Annotated in this window: 18 protein-coding genes and 1 pseudogene; 5 read left to right on the top strand and 14 right to left on the bottom strand. The window is 70.9% G+C overall.

Annotation, left to right across the window (positions count from 1 at the left end; genetic code table 11):
• Positions 1-27: 27 nt before the first annotated feature.
• From NOW55_RS20780 to NOW55_RS10435, 9 genes and pseudogenes are all read right to left on the bottom strand, one after another.
• On the bottom strand, positions 28-459 hold the full coding sequence (locus NOW55_RS20780) for a DUF5791 family protein (RefSeq protein WP_368407763.1): 432 nt from the start codon (positions 457-459) through the stop codon (positions 28-30).
• A gap of 175 nt (positions 460-634) precedes the next feature.
• Positions 635-3,640: pseudogene (locus NOW55_RS20950) on the bottom strand (DUF7286 family protein); the annotation flags it as partial.
• Positions 3,628-4,533 (bottom strand): DUF7284 family protein, encoded by a 906-nt coding sequence (locus NOW55_RS10405; protein WP_256400026.1) that lies wholly within the window; start codon positions 4,531-4,533, stop codon positions 3,628-3,630. The pseudogene NOW55_RS20950 and the gene NOW55_RS10405, both read right to left, overlap by 13 nt.
• Positions 4,530-4,922, bottom strand: coding sequence for a DUF7285 family protein (locus tag NOW55_RS10410; RefSeq protein ID WP_256400027.1), 393 nt, complete (start codon positions 4,920-4,922; stop codon positions 4,530-4,532). Before NOW55_RS10410 ends, NOW55_RS10405 begins: the two co-directional genes overlap by 4 nt.
• A complete protein-coding gene (locus NOW55_RS10415) occupies positions 4,900-5,376 on the bottom strand; it encodes a DUF7283 family protein (RefSeq protein WP_256400028.1) in 477 nt (158 codons plus the stop codon). The genes NOW55_RS10410 and NOW55_RS10415 overlap by 23 nt, the downstream gene beginning before the upstream one ends.
• 33 nt (positions 5,377-5,409) lie before the next feature.
• Positions 5,410-7,170 (bottom strand): type II secretion system protein, encoded by a 1,761-nt coding sequence (locus NOW55_RS10420; protein WP_256400029.1) that lies wholly within the window; start codon positions 7,168-7,170, stop codon positions 5,410-5,412.
• A complete protein-coding gene (locus tag NOW55_RS10425; RefSeq protein ID WP_256400030.1) occupies positions 7,167-9,128 on the bottom strand; it encodes an ATPase, T2SS/T4P/T4SS family in 1,962 nt (653 codons plus the stop codon). The genes NOW55_RS10420 and NOW55_RS10425 overlap by 4 nt, the downstream gene beginning before the upstream one ends.
• 25 nt (positions 9,129-9,153) lie before the next feature.
• Complete coding sequence (locus NOW55_RS10430) at positions 9,154-9,606, bottom strand: DUF7311 family protein (RefSeq protein ID WP_256400031.1); 453 nt, start codon at positions 9,604-9,606, stop codon at positions 9,154-9,156.
• On the bottom strand, positions 9,606-10,184 hold the full coding sequence (locus tag NOW55_RS10435; RefSeq protein WP_256400032.1) for a DUF7310 family coiled-coil domain-containing protein: 579 nt from the start codon (positions 10,182-10,184) through the stop codon (positions 9,606-9,608). Before NOW55_RS10435 ends, NOW55_RS10430 begins: the two co-directional genes overlap by 1 nt.
• A 76-nt stretch (positions 10,185-10,260) precedes the next feature.
• Here NOW55_RS10435 and NOW55_RS10440 point away from each other — a divergent pair, with 76 nt between their 5' ends.
• Positions 10,261-11,334 (top strand): tubulin/FtsZ family protein, encoded by a 1,074-nt coding sequence (locus NOW55_RS10440; RefSeq protein WP_256400033.1) that lies wholly within the window; start codon positions 10,261-10,263, stop codon positions 11,332-11,334.
• 1 nt (position 11,335) lies between these two features.
• Here the strand turns inward: NOW55_RS10440 and NOW55_RS10445 are convergent, their stop codons facing one another.
• The 3 genes from NOW55_RS10445 to NOW55_RS10455 form a co-directional block, all read right to left on the bottom strand.
• Positions 11,336-11,779, bottom strand: coding sequence for an SHOCT domain-containing protein (locus NOW55_RS10445; protein ID WP_256400034.1), 444 nt, complete (start codon positions 11,777-11,779; stop codon positions 11,336-11,338).
• A 44-nt stretch (positions 11,780-11,823) separates the two neighbouring features.
• Positions 11,824-13,170: an alkaline phosphatase family protein gene (locus NOW55_RS10450; RefSeq protein WP_256400035.1), complete on the bottom strand. Its 1,347-nt coding sequence runs from the start codon at positions 13,168-13,170 to the stop codon at positions 11,824-11,826.
• A gap of 360 nt (positions 13,171-13,530) precedes the next feature.
• Positions 13,531-14,064, bottom strand: coding sequence for an inorganic diphosphatase (locus tag NOW55_RS10455; protein WP_256400036.1), 534 nt, complete (start codon positions 14,062-14,064; stop codon positions 13,531-13,533).
• Between the two features lie 234 nt (positions 14,065-14,298).
• Here NOW55_RS10455 and NOW55_RS10460 point away from each other — a divergent pair, with 234 nt between their 5' ends.
• A complete protein-coding gene (locus NOW55_RS10460; protein ID WP_256400037.1) occupies positions 14,299-14,649 on the top strand; it encodes a PadR family transcriptional regulator in 351 nt (116 codons plus the stop codon).
• A gap of 46 nt (positions 14,650-14,695) precedes the next feature.
• Here NOW55_RS10460 and NOW55_RS10465 read toward each other — a convergent pair whose 3' ends face one another.
• Positions 14,696-15,301 (bottom strand): DUF7108 family protein, encoded by a 606-nt coding sequence (locus NOW55_RS10465; RefSeq protein WP_256400038.1) that lies wholly within the window; start codon positions 15,299-15,301, stop codon positions 14,696-14,698.
• Between the two features lie 12 nt (positions 15,302-15,313).
• Complete coding sequence (rnhA, locus tag NOW55_RS10470; protein ID WP_256400039.1) at positions 15,314-15,907, bottom strand: ribonuclease HI; 594 nt, start codon at positions 15,905-15,907, stop codon at positions 15,314-15,316.
• Between the two features lie 175 nt (positions 15,908-16,082).
• Between rnhA and NOW55_RS10475 the strand changes: the two genes are divergently transcribed.
• The 3 genes from NOW55_RS10475 to nreA all read left to right on the top strand — a co-directional run bounded on the left by NOW55_RS10475 (position 16,083) and on the right by nreA (position 19,550).
• Positions 16,083-17,045, top strand: coding sequence for a transcription initiation factor IIB (locus NOW55_RS10475; RefSeq protein ID WP_089731433.1), 963 nt, complete (start codon positions 16,083-16,085; stop codon positions 17,043-17,045).
• Positions 17,046-17,166: 121 nt separating this feature from the next.
• Positions 17,167-18,105, top strand: a complete 939-nt coding sequence (locus NOW55_RS10480; RefSeq protein ID WP_256400040.1) for a WD40/YVTN/BNR-like repeat-containing protein — start codon at positions 17,167-17,169, stop codon at positions 18,103-18,105.
• 140 nt (positions 18,106-18,245) lie between these two features.
• Positions 18,246-19,550, top strand: coding sequence for a DNA repair protein NreA (gene nreA, locus NOW55_RS10485; protein WP_256400041.1), 1,305 nt, complete (start codon positions 18,246-18,248; stop codon positions 19,548-19,550).
• Positions 19,551-19,564: the final 14 nt, after the last annotated feature.

Here is a 19,564-nt window from a genome sequence, read left to right on the forward strand (position 1 = left end):
GCGCACTACAGTCCGTAGCCAGCCCGGCTACGGCTGGTGCGTCGCGATGACGTGCTGGATGTAGACGAACTCCCGGAACGTCATCGGGGCGCGGCGTTCGATCTTCTGCTGGACCTCCGTCGCCTCCAGGTTCAGCGGCAGCTCGGCCGTCACCGCGTCGATGTCGAGCACGCCCGTGGTCATCCCGAGCAGGAGGTGCTCGCAGGCCATCTCGTGGACCGTGTCGGCGTCGGCGACACCGTCGGCAAGTGCCTGGATCGCTGCGGCCTGCTTCAGGGTCAACTCGTCGGAGATCTCCTCGCTCGCGACGGACTCGACGAGCTCTCGGTCGATGCCGGTCTCCTCGACGACGGCGTCCACGCCGTGGGCCTCGACGATGGCGGCGAGGTCGGCGGCGTACTCGGATTCCAGCTCGGGTGGGGACTGCCCCGACACGTCGGTCCGGTGTTCGTGGAACATGGTGGTCCGTTCGGCCCGGCGTGTACAAGTCAGTGCTGCAATCGGACGCGTTCTCGGCTCCCGTCGCCGGGACGGTCCCGGTCGACGCCGGCCAGCGTTCGGGGCCGGTGCACGGCCAGCCAGCGGTGTGTTCGTCTGCGACTCCGTTCCTGTCCCCGACGCCCTGCCTGCCCGGCGGCACCGCGATGACGACGGCGACGCTGTTCTCGAAGGACACGCGGTCGGCGTACCCGACACGTTCCGGGTCCCCGTCACCGTCGACGTCGAACCCGACCGGGGCACCGTCACGGCTGTAGACGAAGCCGCCCGGTTCCCCTGGGGTTCCTCGGTCGGCTCGCACGGCGAAGCGTGGGTACGTCCCGCGCACGTCGACGACCCAGACGTTCGTCGTGACGACCCAGGAGTACAGCGGCACCAGCGGAGCGCCGGCGAACGTGGGTGGTACCTCCTCGTCGCTGCTGCCGTTCAGGTACCCCTCGACGCCGTTCTGGAGCGCCGAGTGCGCCCCGGCGGCCACGAGACTGCGCTGTCGCTCGCGGAGGAAGCTGCTCGCGTCCCCGACCGGGGGCTGCGGGAGCCGCGCGGCCTCGGACTGCCTCGCGTCCCGGAGTGCGGTCGCCGCCCGGACCCGTAGCTCGTCGCGCTGTCGGGCGGTCGGGGTGTCGTCACCGTCGGCAGCCAGCCGGCTCGCCCCTTCCTGGGCGATGCGTGGCGCCAGCGACCCGTTCACGACCGCCTGCGCACGGCCTGCCTCCACCGGGTACCGCTCGAACGCGGCAGCGACGGCGGCGTCGGCCCCGGGATAGGTGAGCGCCGTGGTGGCCGCGAGCTCGACAGCCACCTGTTCGCGGACGCTCGCCAGCGACTCGCCGACGGCGTCCCGGAGCTGGGCCCGCCGCTGGCGGGCGCTGGCGTTCTCGGCGACGCGGCCGGCGTACTCCATCGCTGCCAGTGCCGGGGCCCCCGTCGCGAGCGCGACCCGGTCGCCGCTGGCCCCCTCGTCGACCTGTCGTGTCACGGTCCTGCCCGCCTCGCTGTACGGCACGGCGAACAGGTTCAGGTTTCGTGCAGTCAGCGGTGCGAACCCGTCCCCACGTACCGCCCGGAGCCGGTCGGTGTCCAACTCGCTCGTGACGAGGTACGACGGAGCGGCCGCGACTTCGAACGAGACCGGCCCCACCGGGCCATCGCTGCCGAACGTGGGAGCTCCCGGCCGGCTCGCGTTCGCGCTCGCGTCCATCGTCGCGTCTGCTTCGGCGAGCGAGTGGCCGTGGTTCGAGAGCACCTCGTCCATCCCGTCCCTGCTCCGGTCGGTCGCCCCGGCGCGTGACTCGAGTTCGCCGAGCAACTGGTCGATGTACGCGGCCCGAGCGGCGGTCCGGAGTCGGTCCGCGACGCTGGGGTACGGGTCGCCTGCCGAGACGAGCGCGTGCCGGTCGGCGGCGATGTCGTCGGCCAGCGACGCGGCCGGTGTCGCCGACGTCACGAGGGCTCCCCGCGTCGTCGTCACGGAGCGGTTCCGCGTCCGGTCGCGGAGCGTGGCGGCGGCCAGATACGCCGTGTCCGCGGCGTCGTCTGGAGGCGTCCCGAAGACCACCGTCGGCGACTCGTCGAGCCGCCCCGTCGCGGCGGCGGTGGCCACCGCGTCCGGCCCGCCGCGGTTGTCGACGACCGAGCGGACGTGCTGACGCACGTCGGACGGTGTCTCGCCACCGAGCACGCCACCGGGCTGGAACGCCCCCGCGACGCGGCCGTCGGGACCCGGTGCGAGCGTGGCGGGCGTCGCGTCGACCGCGACCCCGACCCGGTAGCTCCGGTTCGCGGTCCGCTCGACCTCGGTTCGGTTCGCGCCCCGGACCCAGACCGTGGTCGTCGTCTCGGTGACGGTGACGACGCGCTCGTAGGTCAGGAATCGCGTCGCGCCCGACGGTCGTGACGGGACCGGTGCGGAGCCGCTGGTCACGCTGATCGCCCGGGTGGTGTGGCTCCCGCGTCGCTCCCAGCCAGCCCCCGGTGGCACCGCGGGGGGCGACGTGGTCGCACCGACCTGTCTCGTCGTCGCGTGGACCCGGACCGCCGCGCTGTAGGTCCGTCGGACGAGCCGTTCGACGGTCGGGCCATCCTCGTCGTCGAGCAGCCGGCGGAAGGCGTCGGTCGCGCTCTCGTTCACGCCGACCGTCACCGGGTCCTCGTGCGTCGTCGATGGCGTGCCCGTCTCCGGCACCGCCGGGGCTGCCGGGTCGGCGTTGGCGAACGACCCGTCCAGATCACCCAGGACGAGGTTCGTCCACTGGCCCGGACTGATGCCGGTCTCGCCCGGTGTCTGGTCGAGGGCCTCCTGAGCCAGCAGTCGGGCACGAGCCCGTCCGAGCGCACGGCGGCCCGCATCGTCGCTCGCACCGAAGACGCCGCGCTGGGTCGCCAGCGCGGCCTCGTTCGCCGACAGCGAGACGTGGCGGTTTCCGAGGACGTTGTCGACGGGGAGCCCGCCGAACTGCGCGTAGCCGCGCGCCCACGTCCAGGCGTACAGCCGCGAGGCGAACTGCTGGCCCAGTCCGGCCCCATCGGTCGGCCCGCGGTTGAGTCGTCGCTCGTACTCGGTCACCCGGTCGTGGGCGATCAGGACGGGGGTCACACTCGTGAACCGGACCGTCTCGGTCCGTCGGTCGACGGCACGGTCGTGCCGCCAGAGCGTCACCGAGACGTTCGAGATGGCAACCGAAACAGTCCCGTTCCCCGTCCGGGCGAGCGAGACGCGCTCGATGGCTGCCCGCGCGTCGGCGGGCCCGTCGACGGCGGGGAGGTCGGCGGTCGCCCGTGAGTCACCGGCACGGGCGTCGACGCTGGCGAGTGCGCGGCGGGCCTGCCGGTGCACCCGGAGTTCGAGCGCGTCGCGGAACGGTCGCGACTCGTTGAGCACCCGGCCGTACGTCGTGTTCGCCGGGGAGACGACCGGGTCTGTGGCTGCGTTCTGCGCCGCACGCTGGACCGCCGCGCGGAGCGCCGTCGTCACCGCGGCGTCGGCGCGCTCCATCGCGGCGTCACCATCGGCTTCGGCCCCGCCAGGTGGGCGCGTGGTGAGCGTCGCCACGAGCGTGGCGCTGCTTACGAGCAACAGGACGCCGAGGATGGCGAACGGGACCCGTGCCCGGTCGTCGTCGGCGACTCTCACACGGACCACGTCCTGACGGTGACCGTCGCGGTCTCGACAGAGACCAGCTCAGCGGCCGCGGCGGGGTCGTCGGTTCTCGCACCGAGGTCGCTGGCGTACCGTGCGGCGAGCGCCTCGACGAGGATACTGTTGGCCCGCCTGACCGACCCGTCGGCGACGGCCCCGTCGAGTCCGACGCCGAGTGCGGCGGCGGTTCGGCGATACCGACCGGCCGTTCGTCGGTCCAGCGGCGGCCCACCGGCGAGCGCGAGACGCGTCGGCTCCGGCGGGAACAGGCCGGCGACCGTCGTGCTCGCGGCTCGCCGGGCGACGGCTGCGACGGTCTGTGGCTCCCCGTCGCCCTGCGCGCTTGTCGTCGCCCCGTCGGCCACGGGCACGCGGAGCGTCGCCGTGTGGACGTCGATTTCCGGCGGTGGCTCGGTGCCGACGACCACACGCCCCGCGAGCGGTGCGTCCGGATACGCCCGCCACGTGACGACGACCTGCCAGGAGGAGTGGACGCCGGCGAGGCGCTGCCGGGTCGCGTTCCGGACGCCACGCTCGAACGGGGACCGGCCCGCGCTCTCGTCGTCGACCACGTCGGCGACTGCAGCCCGGGCGAGGAGGCCCGCCACCGTGCCGTGAGCGGTTCGACAGGCGTCTGGTCGGGCAGCGTCTGCCGGTCGGCACGCGACGGCTCCGGGGTCCTCACCGTCCGTGTTCGGGTCCGTAGCTGCGTAGTGGACCGTCACGGTCGTCGTCCCCAGCAGCGAGGCCGCGCGGTCCGCGGTCTGGGAGTCGTCCGGCACCGGCCGTTCGACCGTCGCGAGGACGCCGACGGAAGCGGTGACGAACAGCAGGCAGACCGCCACGTCGAGCACGGTGCTGACCGCACGTCCGTAGCGGTGACCGAGACGGGTCACGTCCACACCCCCACCCGGAGCCGCCCCGAGACGACGACGCCAGGCGCGATGCGGACGCTCACCGGACGTGCGGCGGTCGCGGCCGTCGGCGGCGCTGCGGGCCCCACCCGCCAGCGCTCGCCGTCGGCCGAAAGCGTCACCGCGACGTGGTACCCGTCCGGACCGACCGCGAGCGTCTCGTTCAGGTCGGCGGGGTCGGCGACACCGGTCTCAGTCAGGGACCCGTGTACCTGCGAGAGCGTCGGTTGAGTGACCTGCCGAGAGCTCTCGTCGGCCGGCAGCGAGTCGACCGCACCGGCGTACAGCGTGAGTCCGACCGCGACCGCGAACACGGCGACGAGCGCGGCGGTCGGCTCGACCTGCGCCCTACGCGTCGACCAGCGTGACATCCATGTCACCCCATTCGAGGTGCCTGACGACGAGTCGGTCGGCGGCGGGCCGCCAGTCGGCGTCGACTGCGCGCTCGCGGGCGGCCTCGACGGCCTCTCGGAATGCGGCCAGCGAGTCGAAGGCCCGCCCCGGCGGCACGCCGCGGGCGACGCGAGCGAGCGCCGTGCCGTCGCCGACGGGGACGACCGGCCCGAACGCGAACGTCGCGTGGCTCGTCTCGCCGTCCGTCCGGAGGGCGAGTCGGTGCGGGCGGAGCCGGACTGCGTCGGCGTCGAGCGGGTGCTCTGCCGCGCTCGCGTACGTCGAGCCGGCGACGGCGTCCACGGTGTCGGCGGCGGCGGGTGCGTCGGGCGCGGGCTGGCTCGGCAGCTCGGTCGCGACGCCGGCGACGGCGACGCTGGCGAGCGCCACGGCGACCCAGGTGTACCAGGCGTCGGGTGGTGCGTCGAACATGCCGGCTCTGGTCCCGGGTTCGTACTTGAACCCTCAGACGACGATGCCCGCTGCGACGACGCTCCCGACGTAGACGGAGACGGCGGTCGGGAGCGCCCGGCCGACGTGGTGGCCGACGAGCGCGCGGTCGAGCCCGTGTCGGAGACCGGTCGAGAGGACGGTGAGGACCACCGCGAGCAGGCAGACGTAGATACCGACGACGAGCCCGAGCTCGGCCGTCGGGAGCGGCGGGACCCCGGTCGCGCTGGAACCGGCACCCGTCGAGCCACCGCCGAGGCCAGTCGCCGCTGCACCGCCGGCGTCGCCACCCATCCCGGCGGCCAGTGCGACCGTCGCGCCGGCGACGAGCGGGCCGAACGTCGTCGCCGTGCTGGCGAGCGTCCCAGTCACCCGGGCGAGGTCGTTGCGGCACTCGCGCTCCAGCGCCTGCAGGTCGGCGAGGTGGTCGGCCATCGAGACGAGCGCCCGACCGGCCGGTGCGCCCTCCTCGCTGGCGAGGCCGAGCAGGGTTGCGGTTCCCCTGGCCCGCGGGCTCGGCACGTCGGCGAGCGCGCCGTGGTCACCGAGGAAGGCCCGCTCGACGCCGACACGGAGCTGGCGCTGGCGGCTGGCAGCCGTCGCGAACGTCTCGCCGGTCTCGCCGTCGACCTCCGCAGCGGCGCGTTCGACGGCCGTCTCGACGGCGGTGCCCTCCGAGACGCGCCGGCCGACGAGGTAGAGCGCGTCGACGAGGTCCGCCTCGACGGCCCGCGCGTGGTCCCGGACCGCCGCGATGGGCCGGTAGCGGACCAGGAGCGCGACGCCGACGCCGACCGCGACGCCGACCAGCGGTGGCGTCCACGCCGGCGCGACGAGGCCGGCGAGGGCTGCGCTCCCGACCCCGGCACCGAGTCCGGCGGCGAGCGAACGCCAGGGTCGGTCGGGCACGTCGGGGTGCGAGCGCGGCACCGACGGCGGCGGGAACGCGACCGGTCGTCGGACGAACAGCCACGCGCTCGCGGCGAGCAGACCGCAGGGGAGCGCCACGTCGTAGACGAGTAGCAGCGCGTCCACGGTGACGGGAACACCGGCGACCCGTGCCGCCGGGAGCACGGCGACGAGCGCGAGCGGCAGGAGCACACCGAAGGCGTAGATGCCGGTTGCGGGGCCCTGAATGCGCGCGCCGAACTCGGCCATCCGGTCGCGGGTCCCCCGCGTGACGGCCGTCATCGCCCGGTCGAGTGTGCGTCCGCGCTCGCCCGACGGCGCGTCGGCGGCCGCGTCGACGAGGTGCAGGGCGCGCCGGAGCGCAGGGAACTCGTCGCCCCACTCGTCGGCGAAGGAGCCGAGCCCGGAGCCGGGTGCCCCGTGGGCCCGCCGGACGTGGCCCGCGAGGCTCCGCGCCAGCGGTCCGTCGTCGGTCCCGGCCGCGAACGCGGCGGCACGCTCGGCCGCCGGTTCGACGTGCATCCGCAGGACGGCCCGGCCGACCAGGTCCGGTGCGTCGCCGAGCGCGGCGGTCCGGCGGGCGCTGGCGAGTGCGCCCGGTGCGGCGTGGACTGCGTGTGTGACGCCCAGCCCGAGCGCGGCGGCGACGAGCGGGACGGTCGTCGGTGCGAGCGGAATCGAGAGTGCAGCCACGGTCCCGACGAGTGCCGCCAGCACACCCGCGACGTAGCCGCCCCGGACGACCGACGCGGCGTCGAGGTCGCTCCCGACGAACCCGAGCGCGCGCTCGAGCTCGTCGCTCGCGTCGACGGGCCACGGGTAGCCACGTGCCAGCGCCCGGAGAACGGCGGTGAACGAGGCACTCACGACCAGCCACCGGTCCCTGGTGCGTCGCCGTCCACCTCGCCGGCGACGGGCGAGACTGCACCCGGCCCGGTCTGCCCGGCGTCGGCCAGCGAGGCGATGGCGTCGGCACGGCCGGCCAGCGCCGTCCGCACGTCGGCGTAGGACTCGCCGGGGCGGGCGAGCGTCGCGACGAGGTCGCTCTCGCCGCGGTCGATGCGGCCCGTCGATTCGAGCGTGCAACCGTCCAGTTCGAACAGCGGGGCGAAGGTGACGCCGTCCCCACCGCCGGCACGCACCTCCTCGATGCGGCAGACGCGCCGAACGCTCCCATCCGGCGTGTCGAGCGGGCGGAGCGTGACGACGAGATCCGTGACGGCGAACGAGGAGACGGGAACCCCGAGGTCGGAGACGACGCGCTCCCGGACGTCCGCGCCACCGTCGCCGTGGATGGTCCCCAGCACCGCGCTCCCGCTCGCCCCGACGCGCATCGCCTCGTAGAGGACGCGTGCCTCCTCGCCCCGTACTTCGCCGACGACGAGCGCGCCCTCGCCCAGACGGAGCGCCGTCCGGAGCGCCTCGTCGGGGGCGACGCTCGGCCCGTCGTCGGTCGCGGTTCGGAGTGCCTGCACGTCTCGCCCGTGGGTCTGGAGGCTCGCGACCGGGAGTTCGGGGGTGTCCTCGATGACGACCGTCCTCGTCTCGACGGGGAGCTCCCAGAGCAGCGCGCCGAGGGTGGTCGTCTTGCCCGCGCCGCGGGTCCCGGCGACCAGCGTGGCGGCTGCTCGCTCGACAGCCAGCGAGAGCAGCGCGGCGGCGCGTGGCGTCACGGAGTCGACGGCGACGAGCCGTGGGAGCGTCCACGCCTCGCTCCCAGAGCGCCGGAACGCGAAGCCGTAGCCGTCGCTGACAGGCTCGGTGACGCCAGCTACCCTGACCCGCGTGCCGGCGACCGTCGCCGTCGCGTCGAGCGTCGGGCTGGCGCGGGAGAACGCCCGGCCGCTCTCGCGACGGAAGCGCGAGGCGAGCGCGGCCGCCCCATCCGCTGTCAGTCGGACGTTCGTCGGCATCGTGTGGCCGTCGGCCGTGACCCGGAGTGGCGTCCCGGTGACCGGCGCGGAGGCGAACACGTCCGAGACCGCGTCGTCCGCGAAGCAGTCGGTCAGCACGCCGAAGCCGCGGGTGTGCTTCCGGAGGACCGCCGAGAGCGTCTCGACCGGGTCGTCGTCGGCGGCGACGGCGCGGACTGCCCGCCCCGGTGCGCGTCGCCCGCCCTCGCCGTCAGTCGTGGCGTCTGTCGTCCCCGACGCGAGTCGTTCGTAGGCGGCGTCGAGCGTCCGCAGGCTCGTCGGGTCCAGCCGGTGCTCGACCGGCTCGACGTGGTACCGGCGTCGGCCCACGGCGTCCTCGTACTCGCGGACCGCCGCGTCGGTGTCCGTCTCGCGGGCCCGCAGGAGCGTCGCGCCCGGCGGTGGGGTCGCGGCGACCCTGGCGCGGGCCAGCGACGGAGCAACGTAGGGGCGCAGAACGGCCTCGTACGGGCCGTTCTCGTCGTCGCCTGCCTCGGCGAGCGTCCGGGCGCGCTCTGCGGCGAGTGCGAGACCCGTCTCGGCGGCGGCGTCGGCGACCGGACCGGCGCGTGCCTCGGCGTCTGCTGCTGCTCGCAGGGGGGCAACCTCGGCGCGTTCGGCCAGTGCCGGGTCGCGGTGCGCGACGGTCTCGGCGAACCGTCCGGCCGCGACGAGCAGCGCCGCGGCGTCGTCCTCGTAGGCGCGGTCTATCCCTTCTGCACGACAGACCACGCGGTCGACGTCACGCGAAGCGAGCGCCCCGACGACCGTCGCCCGGCAGTCCGGGTCGGCGGCGAGGTCGCCACGGCCGTCGCAGCCGCTCGCGTCGACCAGCAGTCGGTCGTCCTCGAACGTTGGGCGACAGCCACAGCGGCCGTCGTCGTCGGCCAGCAGCGAACGGAGTGGTCCCATGCCGCCTCTGGCCGCCCGTTCCGGTTTAAACTCCGACCTGCTCGACGTGGACGCCGTCCGGGGCGAGGGTCAGCCGCAGTCCGTAGCTGCCTGTCCCGTCGAGCACGAGCGGGCCATCGTCGCTGGTGACGAGCGGGAACGGGAGTTCGCTGGTCCGAGGCTCGCCGCCGGCGAGTGTATAGGCGACGACGTGCGGGTCCGGGTTCGCGGTACCGGGGCGTCCGCCGAGTGCGACCCAGTCGACGCGGGCGGTCGTCCAGCTCCTGCCCGGCACGCGGAGCGTGACGAACCGCCGTGGTCCGGTCGCGGGGTTCGACGTCGGGTCCTCGAGGTCGAGCAGCGCCGCCCCCGCGCGTTCGAGGGTCGTCAGGTCGGTCGCGACGACGCGGTCGCTCCGGTACTCGCGGGCGTCGGCCGCGGCAGGGGCGGCCACGGCGAACAGCGCGAGCGTGACGGCGACCGCGAGGACGACGCGCATCACAGCAGGTCACGGAGGCGGGAGAGCAGCCCGGGACTCGCGTCGGTGTCGTCCTCGCTCTCGAAGCGCGGGGCAGGGGAGGTCGGCCAGCCGGCGTCGAGCGTCCGGTCACGGCGCTCGTCGGCCAGCCGGTCGTCGTCGCGTCGGCCGCCGCTGCGGTGGCCATCGTCGCGTCGGCCGTCGCAGTGCGGGCACTGCTCGTCGTGACCGGCGTTGCGGCGTCCGTTGAGTGGTGCCGGGTCCGTTTCGAGCTCGTCGACACGGTCCTCCAGCGACTCGACCGCGGCGAGGGCGGCGTCGGCGCGCTCCTCGACGCGTTCGTCGACCGACCGGACCTTGCCGGCGTAGCCCCGGAGCGCCTGGACGGCGGCTTCGAGCTGCGCGAGCGTCGTCTCGGCGTCGTCGAGGCGGGATTCGAGCGCGTCCAGCCGGCCGTCCTCCCGCTCGCCGTGGTGCGGGGGAGACTGGTGGCCGGTGTTCGGTTCGTCGGTCGTCGTCGTCACGGTCGCGGCGCGGTCGGCCGACCCGTCCAGTGCGCGTTCGACGGCGCGGAGTCTGTCGTCGAGAGCGTCGGGCATGGCCACTCTGGGCGCGTCATCCGACAAAAACGATTGGTCGGAACGTTTACCCACCTCGTCCTCCGACGTTCGGGACATGAAGGTCGTCCTGATTGGTGTCGGCCAGGCCGGCGGAAAGCTCACCCAGGCCCTGGCCGAGTTCGACTACGAGATGGACTTCGACGCCGTCCGCGGCGCGCTCGCGGTGAACACGGCGAAGACGGACCTGCAGACTCTCGACATCGAGACGCAGCTCATCGGCCAGGACCGCGTGCGCGGCCACGGCGTCGGTGGCGACAACGAGCTCGGTGCCGAGGTGATGCAGGAGGACGCCGTCGAGGTGATGGACGGCCTCGACGGGAAGATCACCGCGGAGGCGGAGGCCATCTTCGTCGTCGCCGGCCTCGGCGGCGGCACCGGCTCCGGCGGCGCGCCCGTCCTCGTCCGCGAGCTGAAGCGCGTCTACGACGTGCCCGTCTACACGCTCGGCATCCTCCCCGGTCGCGGCGAGGGTTCGATGTACCAGGCCAACGCCGGTCGCTCCCTGAAGACCGTCGTGCGGGAGGCCGACTCGACCATCCTCGTCGACAACGACGCCTGGCACGACGCCGGCGAGTCCGTCGAGGCCGCCTTCGACACCATCAACCGGAACATCGCCCAGCGCATCGGGCTGCTCCTCGCCTCCGGCGAGAACGTCGAGGGCGTCGGCGAGTCGGTGGTCGACTCCTCGGAGATCATCAACACGCTCCGCGAGGGCGGCATCGCCTGCCTCGGCTACGCCAGCGCGGCCGGCGGCGAGACGGCCGAGGACAACATCAACGCGGTCACCAGCATCACGCGCTCGGCCCTGTTCACCGGCACGAGCCTCCCCGATGCGGTGACGGCCGACGCCGCCCTCCTCGTCGTCGCGGGCCGGCCGGACGCCATCCCGCGCAAGGGCGTCGAGCGAGCGCGTAGCTGGGTCGAGGACCAGACCGGCAGCCTCCAGGTCCGCGGCGGCGACTTCCCGCTCGACTCCGACCGCATCGCCGCGCTGGTGCTGCTCGGCGGCGTCGAGCGGTCGCCCCGCATCGACGAGTTCATGGAGCGAGCCAGGCAGGCCCAGGAGGAACAGGAGCAGGTCGACCACACGGCGAACTTCCAGAACGACGAGCTCGACGACCTGTTCTGAGCTACTCGCGTTCGAGTTCGGGGTCGTCGTCGGCCCGGTCCGTTGTCTTCGACGACCGTTCGAGGCGGGCACGGGCGTCCTCCAGCGTCTCCGTCTCCAGCAGGTGTTCGAGCTTCTGTTCGAACTGTTCCTCCGAGAGCTCGCCCTGCGCGTACCGCTCCCGCAGGGTTTCGAGCGCGTCGCGCTTCGAATCGGGGACGCGGTCCCCGGTCCGTCCCGTCGACGCGTCGTCCATCCGCCGGTCCGTCTCGTCGAGCACGTCGTCGTCGCCGTCGTCGTCGAACAGGATGGCCACGATGGGGAGGACGACGGCGTAGCCGATGACGAAGATGAGCCACCAGTTCGGTACGCCCAGAAAGAGGCCGAGCAGGCCCGCACCGAGGACGAGCAGCGAGGTTATCGCGGAGGCCTTCCCCTGGGAGTCACCGTCGTCACCCGGTGTCATGGCTCGTCGTTCGTGCAATCGTCGCAAAAACGTTCCGACAGGACTCAGGCGAGCGAGCCGCCGTCGAACTCGGTGCGCTCGTAGTCGACGTCCATCAGATCGAGGATGGTCGGGGTCAGGTCGTAGAGGTCCGCGTCGGTGATGTTCACGTCGGGGTCGTCGACGAACAGCGCGGCGTTGTCGAAGCTGTGCATCCCGTTGCGTGCCTCCTTGCCGAACACGTCGTCGTGGCCCTTGAAGCCGGCCTTGAGGTCGAAGCCGTGGTTCGGGATGACGACGAGGTCGGGCGCGATGTCGTCGTGGTCGCCGCGGAATGCCCCCTCCTTCTCGACGACGCGGTCGGCGACCGGGTCTCCGTTCGGCCCCTCCAGGGCCTCGAGTTTCGCCTTGAGTTCGTCGCGCACGGCTTCGTACTCGTCTTCAGGGACGCTGCCGCGGGGTTCGCGCCCTTCGAGGTTGAGGTAGACCCGGCCCGGGATGAACGAGTACGCGCGCGTCTCGTCACTGATGTCACCGAGCTCGCTGGGCTCGTCGCTGTCGAAGGAGAGCCAGCCCTCGCGGCGGAGCCACTCGTTGAGGTGTACCTCGTGGTCGAGCGTGGTGAACCCGTGGTCGGAGGCGACGAGCATCGTCACGTCGTCGGGGAGCGCCTCGTGGAGCTTCCCGATGTACTCGTCGACCTTGCGGTAGAAATCGAGGAACTCCTCCCTGTACTCGCCGTCGCGCTCGTAGTGCTCGAACAGGAAGTGGTTGACCCGGTCGGTCGTCATGAACACGCCGAAGAAGAGGTCCCAGTCGTCCTTCTCGACGTAGTGCTCGAACGCCTGGAAGCGCTTCTCGAGCGTCTCGTGGGCGTTCTCGATGAACGCCGACTTGTCGTCCTCGTGGCCGAGCTTGGCGTTCACGTCGAGGTTGTAGTCGATGGAGTCGAGGTAGTCCTGGAGCTCTTCGGGCTGTGCAGCCTTCGTCATGTCGTCGACGGAGAGGAAGCCGGAGACCTGTCGCTGGACGTTGCGCTGGGGCGGGAACGTCACCGGGACGTTCAGCACGGTCGCGTCGCGGCCGTCCTCCTGCACGCGGTCCCAGAGCCGTTTCGCCTGCACGTCGTCGCCCATCGGTACGTACGTGTCGTAGGTGCCAGTCTCGCGGTCCTGGAAGCCGTATACCCCCGTCTCACCCGGGTTGACGCCGGTGGTCAGCGACGGCCAGCACGCGCTGGACTCCGGCGGAACGATGCTCTCGATCGCCGCGGCGTTGCCCTCGCGAGCGATCCGGTTGAGGTTCGGGAACACGTCCGCGTTGCCAGTGACGAGGCTGTACGGCACCCCGTCGATACCGAAGAAGGCGACGCGTGGCGCGTCGTCACCGCGTAACCTATCGAAGAGACCCATACCTGCCCGTACTGGAGATGGATACAAGAAGCTTCTTTTCACCTGCAGCGCCACCGGCCCTCGTCGATGGCGGCAAGAACGGCTACCGGTCCTCCCGCTCGAAGTTCGTCGGGACGACGGTGACGTGCGAGATGCCGACCGTGGGACGGTCGTCCTCGGCCTCGTGACGGTCGGTCGTGCGGGTCTTGGTGTTGGTAGCCATCACGGGTGGAGGTACGGACGCAGCCCGGATAAGATTACCCATGCTCATAATTCATCGTACGGTCGGCCCGCATAACCGGTGCGTATCCCGGGGAGCCGCGTCGCTGCGCGGGTGCACGATGTCGTCGAGGAAACGGAGAACTGCGGGTCGTGACGGCGTTACTGGAACTCGTCCTCGTAGAGGTCCATCGCGTGCTCGATGGCCTGCTTCGCCGCGGCCTTGTCCTCCCAGCCGAGGGTCTCGACTTCCTTGCCCTTCTCGAGGTTCTTGTAGGTCGCGAAGAACTCGTCTATCTCGTCACGCTGCTGCTGCGGGATGTCCTCCAGGTCCTCGATGTGGTCGTACCGCGGGTCCTCGATGGGGACGGCGATGACCTTGTCGTCCTGCTCTCCGTCGTCGTCCATCTTCATGAGGGCGACGGGGCGCGCCTCGATGATGCAGCCGGGGAACGTCTGGTCCTCGACGAGCACGAGTACGTCGAAGGGGTCCTCGTCGTCGTAGTACGACTGCGGGAGGAAGCCGTAGTCCGAGGGGTAGTGGACGTTGCTGTGGAGCACACGGTCCAGCACGACACCGGGCACGTCCTTGTCGTACTCGTACTTGTTGCGCTCGCCCTTGAGGCACTCGACGACCGCGTAGATCTCTTCCGGCGGGTTCGGACCCGTCTCGAGGTCTTCCCAGAGGTTCGTCATACGTTCCGGCGTGGGACTGGCCGGGGCAAAGTCCTTTCGTCTCGGCTGCATGACTCCGTTTCGCACGGTTTCGGCCGAATCGTGCGTCTCCCTCACAGACCGCTCCCCGCGGTTCACCCGCCGACCCGAACTGGTCACCGTCTGGTTTTTTACCCTGTCCAACTACCTGTACAGAGAACTGGATACAACGAATAGTTGAGAAGTGTTAAATAGCTCGATGACATTTATGTAACCATGTCAGAGGCACAAACAGTCACCGGCAAGCAGGGCATTGCACGCGAACTCACCGCGTTCCAGCACAATATCCTCGTGATTCTGGCCAAAGAGCCCATGTACGGGCTCGCTATCAAGCGGGAGCTGGAGGAGTACTACGGCACCGAGGTCAACCACGGCCGTCTGTACCCCAACCTGGACGAACTGGTCGGGCTCGGGCTCATCGACAAGAGCGAGCTGGACAAGCGCACGAACCAGTACGAGCTGACCGACGACGGCTACGCCGCCGTCATGGACCAGGTCGAGTGGACGCTCGAGAACATCGCGACCGACGAGGAGCGCGCAGACGACGTCCGGGCCATCCTCGAGTAACGACCCAGCTGCGGTAACCCGAATTACGGTCGACGCAGGAGGCGGACTACGACCCGGGCACCCGCTCTCCTGCCGTCTCGTACACCAGTTCGAGCGACTGCTCTACGACAGCGGTCTGCTCGTCGCTCGGCCACGCGTTGCGTGGGTAGTACTCCTCGATGAACTCCTCCATCTCGCCCGCGGTGAGTGACTCGACGGGCTTCGCGTAGTGGTTCCCGGCGAAGTCGGCGAACGCGGTCGCGTTCCTGGCGTGCACCTCGCCGTGCTCCTCGCGGACCTGTTCGACGAGTTCCCGGTTGTGCTCGTCCACCGCGCGCCACTCGTCGGGGTCGCCGGGGCCGGAGAGGGGTACCTCCACCGCGCGCGAGGTGTCCTCGATGCGGTCCATCTGCACGACGCCGTCCTCCAGCCACTCCTGCGGATAGCAGACCAGCGTCGCTTCGTCCTCGCTCCGGACGCGCGCGGCGTATCCGTGCTCGCCGACGAGGTCGGCACGCCGCTCCCGGTACGCCTCGCCCTCGGCGTCGTCGACGGTCTCACGCGCGAGCCGGGACAGCCGCTCGGCCTCGTCGACGACTGACTGTGGGAGCTCGTTCTCGCCCTGCTCGTCCGCCGCTGTGTCATCGTTCGAAGTGTTATATTTCCCTGACATTGACACGTCTTCTCAGGCCTCGTCGAGTGCCTCGTTTGCCAGTTCGTCCGCACGTTCGTTAATCTCTCGGGGCACGTGGCTGATGGCCCACGAGTCGAAGTTCGACAGCAGTTCGCGGACGGTGACGCGTTTCTCGCGCAGCGTGGGATCGTTCGTGTCGTACTCCCCGCGCACCTGCTTGACGATGAGTTCGGAGTCGCCGCGTATCTCGACCTCGTCGTAGCCGTAGTCGACGGCCACCTCGAGCACGCGCAGGAGCGCCTCGTACTCGGCCTGGTTGTTCGTCGCGTTCCCGATGCGCTCGCCGCCTTCGGCGACGATGCCGTCGCTCGTGACGACGACCCACCCGATGGCGGCGGGCCCGGGGTTCCCCCGCGACGCACCGTCGAAGTAGCAGTGCGCGCGGCCGCTCCCCTCGCGGAGGAGCGCCTCGATGTCGGCGGGGCGCGCACCCTGGACGACGACCTTCTCGTCGTAGGCGACCGCGGAGGCGTCCCCGTACTCCGCTCGCCAGCGTTCGTGGTCCGTGTTCCCCCCGGTGATTGTCGCCCCGGCGGCTTCCAGCGTCGCGCGGGCCTCCTCGACGTCGCACTCGATGACCGGCATTGACCCAAGGTCACCGAACCTCGGGTATAACCGTTCTGATTCCAATTTCGTATCAGAAATACTTACATCGCGCAGTCGTGCGGTTACCTTCCTTCCACGCGGTTGTGTCCCCGTAACAGCCGACAGATTACCACCGAGGGTTTAAGTGTGTGGGAAATACTACTATAAAAGTGCGATGACACGGTCCACCCGCCAGCGGGAGCGAGAAACCGAGACCGAGGCGTCGGACGAGCAGGAGGGAGTCAGGGAGTGTCCCGAATGCAGCTCCGAGAACCTGGTCAAGAGTTCCGACAGGGGCGAACTCGTCTGCGACGACTGCGGGCTCGTCGTCGAGGAGGAGAAGATCGACCCCGGTCCGGAGTGGCGAGCGTTCAACCACCAGGAGCGCCAAGAGAAGTCTCGCGTCGGTGCCCCGACAACGCAGACGATGCACGACAAGGGGTTGACGACGACTATCGACTGGAAAGACAAGGACGCGTACGGCCGTTCTATCTCCTCGAAGAAGCGGAGTCAGATGCACCGGCTCCGCAAGTGGCAGGAGCGAATCAGAACCAAGGACGCGGGCGAACGGAACCTACAGTTCGCGCTCAGTGAGATCGACCGCATGGCCAGCGCACTGGGCGTCCCACGCTCGGTCCGCGAGGTCGCCTCGGTCATCTACCGTCGCGCCCTGAAGGAGGACCTCATCCGCGGCCGGTCCATCGAGGGCGTCGCGACGAGCGCGCTCTACGCGGCCTGCCGCAAGGAGGGGATCCCACGCAGCCTCGAAGAGATCTCGGAGGTCTCACGGGTAGAGCGGAAGGAGATCGGGCGCACGTACCGATACATCTCCCAGGAACTCGGCCTGGAGATGCGGCCCGTCGACCCGAAGAAGTACGTCCCCCGATTCTGCTCCGAACTCGAACTCTCCGAGGAGGTACAGACCAAGGCCAACGAGATAATCGAGACGACCGCGGAGAAGGGACTGCTCTCCGGCAAGTCACCGACCGGCTACGCCGCCGCTGCCATCTACGCGGCGTCGCTGCTGTGCAACGAGAAGAAGACGCAGCGCGAGGTAGCCGACGTGGCACAGGTGACCGAGGTCACCATCCGGAACCGCTACCAGGAGCAGATCGAAGCGATGGGCATCCACAGCTAGGGCCCACGACGCCACCCACCCGTTCTTTCGCCCGTCGCGCTGACAGTCCCGACTGGACGGACCGTACGGACCATCCGTGCGACACAACGCTTAACGAGCGGGACGACAGACGTACCCGAAGATGGTGCTCCTCGTCGGTACGTTCGACGGCGTCTTCGCCGTCCACGACGGTCACGACGGCAGTCCCGAGCGACGGCTGCACGCGACCGTCTACCGGCTGTGCTCGACGGGGGGCGGCTGCATCGCGGCGACCGGGTCCGGCCTCTACCGGACGACCGACGGCCACGACTGGGTCCACGTCGCGGAGCTCCCCGGCGCGGCCGTCTCGACGGCTGTCAGCCCGGACGGCGAGCGCTGGTACGTCGGCACCGATCCCGCCGCCGTCCACGTCTCCACCGACGACGGGGCGAGCTGGCGCGAGCTCGACGCACTCCAGTCGCTCCCGGACCGCGACCGCTGGCGCGACCGCGCCCCCGGCGAGGACGCGAACGTCCGAACGATAGCGGTCCACCCTGGCGCACCCGACCGGCTCGCCGTCGGCATCGAACCCGGCGGCGTCTACCTCAGCGTCGACGGCGGCGAGACGTGGTCGGCCCGCTCGGCGGGCGTCCACGACGACGTCCACCACCTGCTCGCGCTCGGGGCCGACGAGTACGTCGCCGCCTGCGGGAACGGGCTCTACCGGACCGACGACGCCGGCCGCACGTGGCTCAGACAGGACACCGACTTCCGCGACTTCTGGTTCAACTACTTCCGCGAGAGCTGCCAGCACGACGGCACGCTGTACACGGCCGCCAACGGCTGGGGCCCGGCTGCACCCGGTGGGGCGCTGTTCGAGGCGACCGACGACGGCGAGGTGGAGCGGCTCCCCTATCCGGGTGAGAACGACTCGTTCGTCGTCTCGTGGGCCATGGAAGACGACACGGTGTACGCCGGCACGATGGACGTACAGGACGGCTTCGGTCAGTACGCTCCTGCTCGAATCCTCCGTCGCGAGGAGCATGGCTGGTTCGAGGCTGCCCAGGTCCCCGCGGGAGCCAGAACGCTCGCCACCATTTAAGGCCGAAGACGGGGCCAGCGTCGGCGTGTCCTGACCAGGGGCCGACTGCGGGTAGCGGGTGTGCGACACGTCGCAGTCGGCGCGTTTTCGGTGTCGCCTGTCCGCCAGATTGAAGCGCTTCGTCGCCGTAGCTCGGTCGAATGCGGCTCGACGACTACATCGAGGGACTGGAGCCCGACGAGTCCCAACGCCGTCGGCGACTCGCCGAGGAGAAGTCCTACGCCATCACCGAGTACCTGGAGGACTTCCAGTCGCGCTTCGAGGAGACGGTGCAGGGCGACTCCCTGTACGGCGCGACGGCACCGTCCATCTTCGTCGGCCGGACGAACTACCCGAACGTCTCGACGGGCTTGCTCTCACCCGTCGCCGAGGGCGACCCCACCGACTTCGTCACGAACGGCGAGTGGTACCAGCAGGGCCTCGGCGTCGGCGACGTCGTCGAGCGGCGCACCGGCCTGCTGAACTCCCGGCGCAGCGCGAACGTGAACGTCGAGGACGTCTGGGACGGCTTCGTCGGCGTCCAGCGCGAGGTCGCCATCGCGGGTGACCCGGTCGACGTGGAGATCGGCCTCGACGGCAAACTCGACCTCGACCTCGACGTTGGCGAGGGCGTGGCCACGCCGACCGGCCCGAGCGCCAGCGCCACCTCGGTCGACCTCACCGAGAATCCCTACGTCCCGCGCCCGGTGAAGAAGACGCTGGAGGACGACGACTGGCAGGCCCAGGGTGCGATGACGTACCTCTACCGGCGCGGCCTCGACGTGTACGACATCAACCGAGTCCTGTCGGCTGGCGCGCTCGGCCAGGGCGAGAACCGCCGGCTCGTCCCGACGCGCTGGTCCATCACCGCCGTCGACGACACCATCGGGCAGTACCTCCGCGGGCAGATCCGCCACGCGCCGAGCGTCGACAGCGTCGAGGTCCGGATGAACGAGTACATGGGCAACCGCTTCTGGGTGCTGCTCGCGCCCGGCCAGTGGGAGTTCGAGCTCGTCGAGATGAAAGCGCCGGGGAGCGTCTGGAACCCCGACCCGACCGGCGACATCTGGATGGGGAGCGCCTCGGAGGGCTACGAGGGCCGCACCGGCTACGTCGACGAGACCGCCGGCGCGTACTACGCCAGCCGCCTCGGCGTGCTCGAACACCTCGCCGAGCGCGGCCGGCAGGCGAAGTGCCTGGTGCTCCGGGAGGTCAGCGACGACTACTGGGCACCGGTCGGTGTCTGGCAGGTGCGCGAGAGCGTCCGCAACGCCTTCGACGGGACGCCGTGGCACAGCGTCGACGCGGACGCGGTGGACGGGTCGCTCGCAGGCGAGCACGGCGAGGCCGAGACGTTCCACGGCGCGGTCCGAACCATCGCGCAGCGGCTCCCCGTCTCCTACGACCGGCTCCGTCGAAAGTCCGACCTCGTCGCTGGGGTGCAGAGCTCACTGGGGGACTTCTGACCCGGGGACAGTCG

Origin of the sequence: Haloarchaeobius litoreus, from assembly GCF_024495425.1 — an archaeon.
Classification (GTDB): domain Archaea; phylum Halobacteriota; class Halobacteria; order Halobacteriales; family Natrialbaceae; genus Haloarchaeobius; species Haloarchaeobius litoreus.

What these genes read in the sequence shown, in the direction of transcription:
- NOW55_RS10435 (WP_256400032.1), bottom strand. Translation starts at nt 10,184, where the DNA reads ATGCCCGACGCTCTCGACGACAGACTCCGCGCCGTCGAACGCGCACTG.
- NOW55_RS10455 (WP_256400036.1), bottom strand. Translation starts at nt 14,064, where the DNA reads ATGACGAACCTCTGGGAAGACCTCGAGACGGGTCCGAACCCGCCGGAA.
- NOW55_RS10460 (WP_256400037.1), top strand. Translation starts at nt 14,299, where the DNA reads ATGTCAGAGGCACAAACAGTCACCGGCAAGCAGGGCATTGCACGCGAA.
- NOW55_RS10445 (WP_256400034.1), bottom strand. Translation starts at nt 11,779, where the DNA reads ATGACACCGGGTGACGACGGTGACTCCCAGGGGAAGGCCTCCGCGATA.
- nreA (WP_256400041.1), top strand. Translation starts at nt 18,246, where the DNA reads ATGCGGCTCGACGACTACATCGAGGGACTGGAGCCCGACGAGTCCCAA.
- NOW55_RS10410 (WP_256400027.1), bottom strand. Translation starts at nt 4,922, where the DNA reads ATGTCACGCTGGTCGACGCGTAGGGCGCAGGTCGAGCCGACCGCCGCG.
- NOW55_RS10425 (WP_256400030.1), bottom strand. Translation starts at nt 9,128, where the DNA reads ATGGGACCACTCCGTTCGCTGCTGGCCGACGACGACGGCCGCTGTGGC.
- NOW55_RS10480 (WP_256400040.1), top strand. Translation starts at nt 17,167, where the DNA reads ATGGTGCTCCTCGTCGGTACGTTCGACGGCGTCTTCGCCGTCCACGAC.
- rnhA (WP_256400039.1), bottom strand. Translation starts at nt 15,907, where the DNA reads ATGCCGGTCATCGAGTGCGACGTCGAGGAGGCCCGCGCGACGCTGGAA.
- NOW55_RS10475 (WP_089731433.1), top strand. Translation starts at nt 16,083, where the DNA reads ATGACACGGTCCACCCGCCAGCGGGAGCGAGAAACCGAGACCGAGGCG.
- NOW55_RS10430 (WP_256400031.1), bottom strand. Translation starts at nt 9,606, where the DNA reads ATGCGCGTCGTCCTCGCGGTCGCCGTCACGCTCGCGCTGTTCGCCGTG.
- NOW55_RS20780 (WP_368407763.1), bottom strand. Translation starts at nt 459, where the DNA reads ATGTTCCACGAACACCGGACCGACGTGTCGGGGCAGTCCCCACCCGAG.
- NOW55_RS10440 (WP_256400033.1), top strand. Translation starts at nt 10,261, where the DNA reads ATGAAGGTCGTCCTGATTGGTGTCGGCCAGGCCGGCGGAAAGCTCACC.
- NOW55_RS10415 (WP_256400028.1), bottom strand. Translation starts at nt 5,376, where the DNA reads ATGTTCGACGCACCACCCGACGCCTGGTACACCTGGGTCGCCGTGGCG.
- NOW55_RS10450 (WP_256400035.1), bottom strand. Translation starts at nt 13,170, where the DNA reads ATGGGTCTCTTCGATAGGTTACGCGGTGACGACGCGCCACGCGTCGCC.
- NOW55_RS10465 (WP_256400038.1), bottom strand. Translation starts at nt 15,301, where the DNA reads ATGTCAGGGAAATATAACACTTCGAACGATGACACAGCGGCGGACGAG.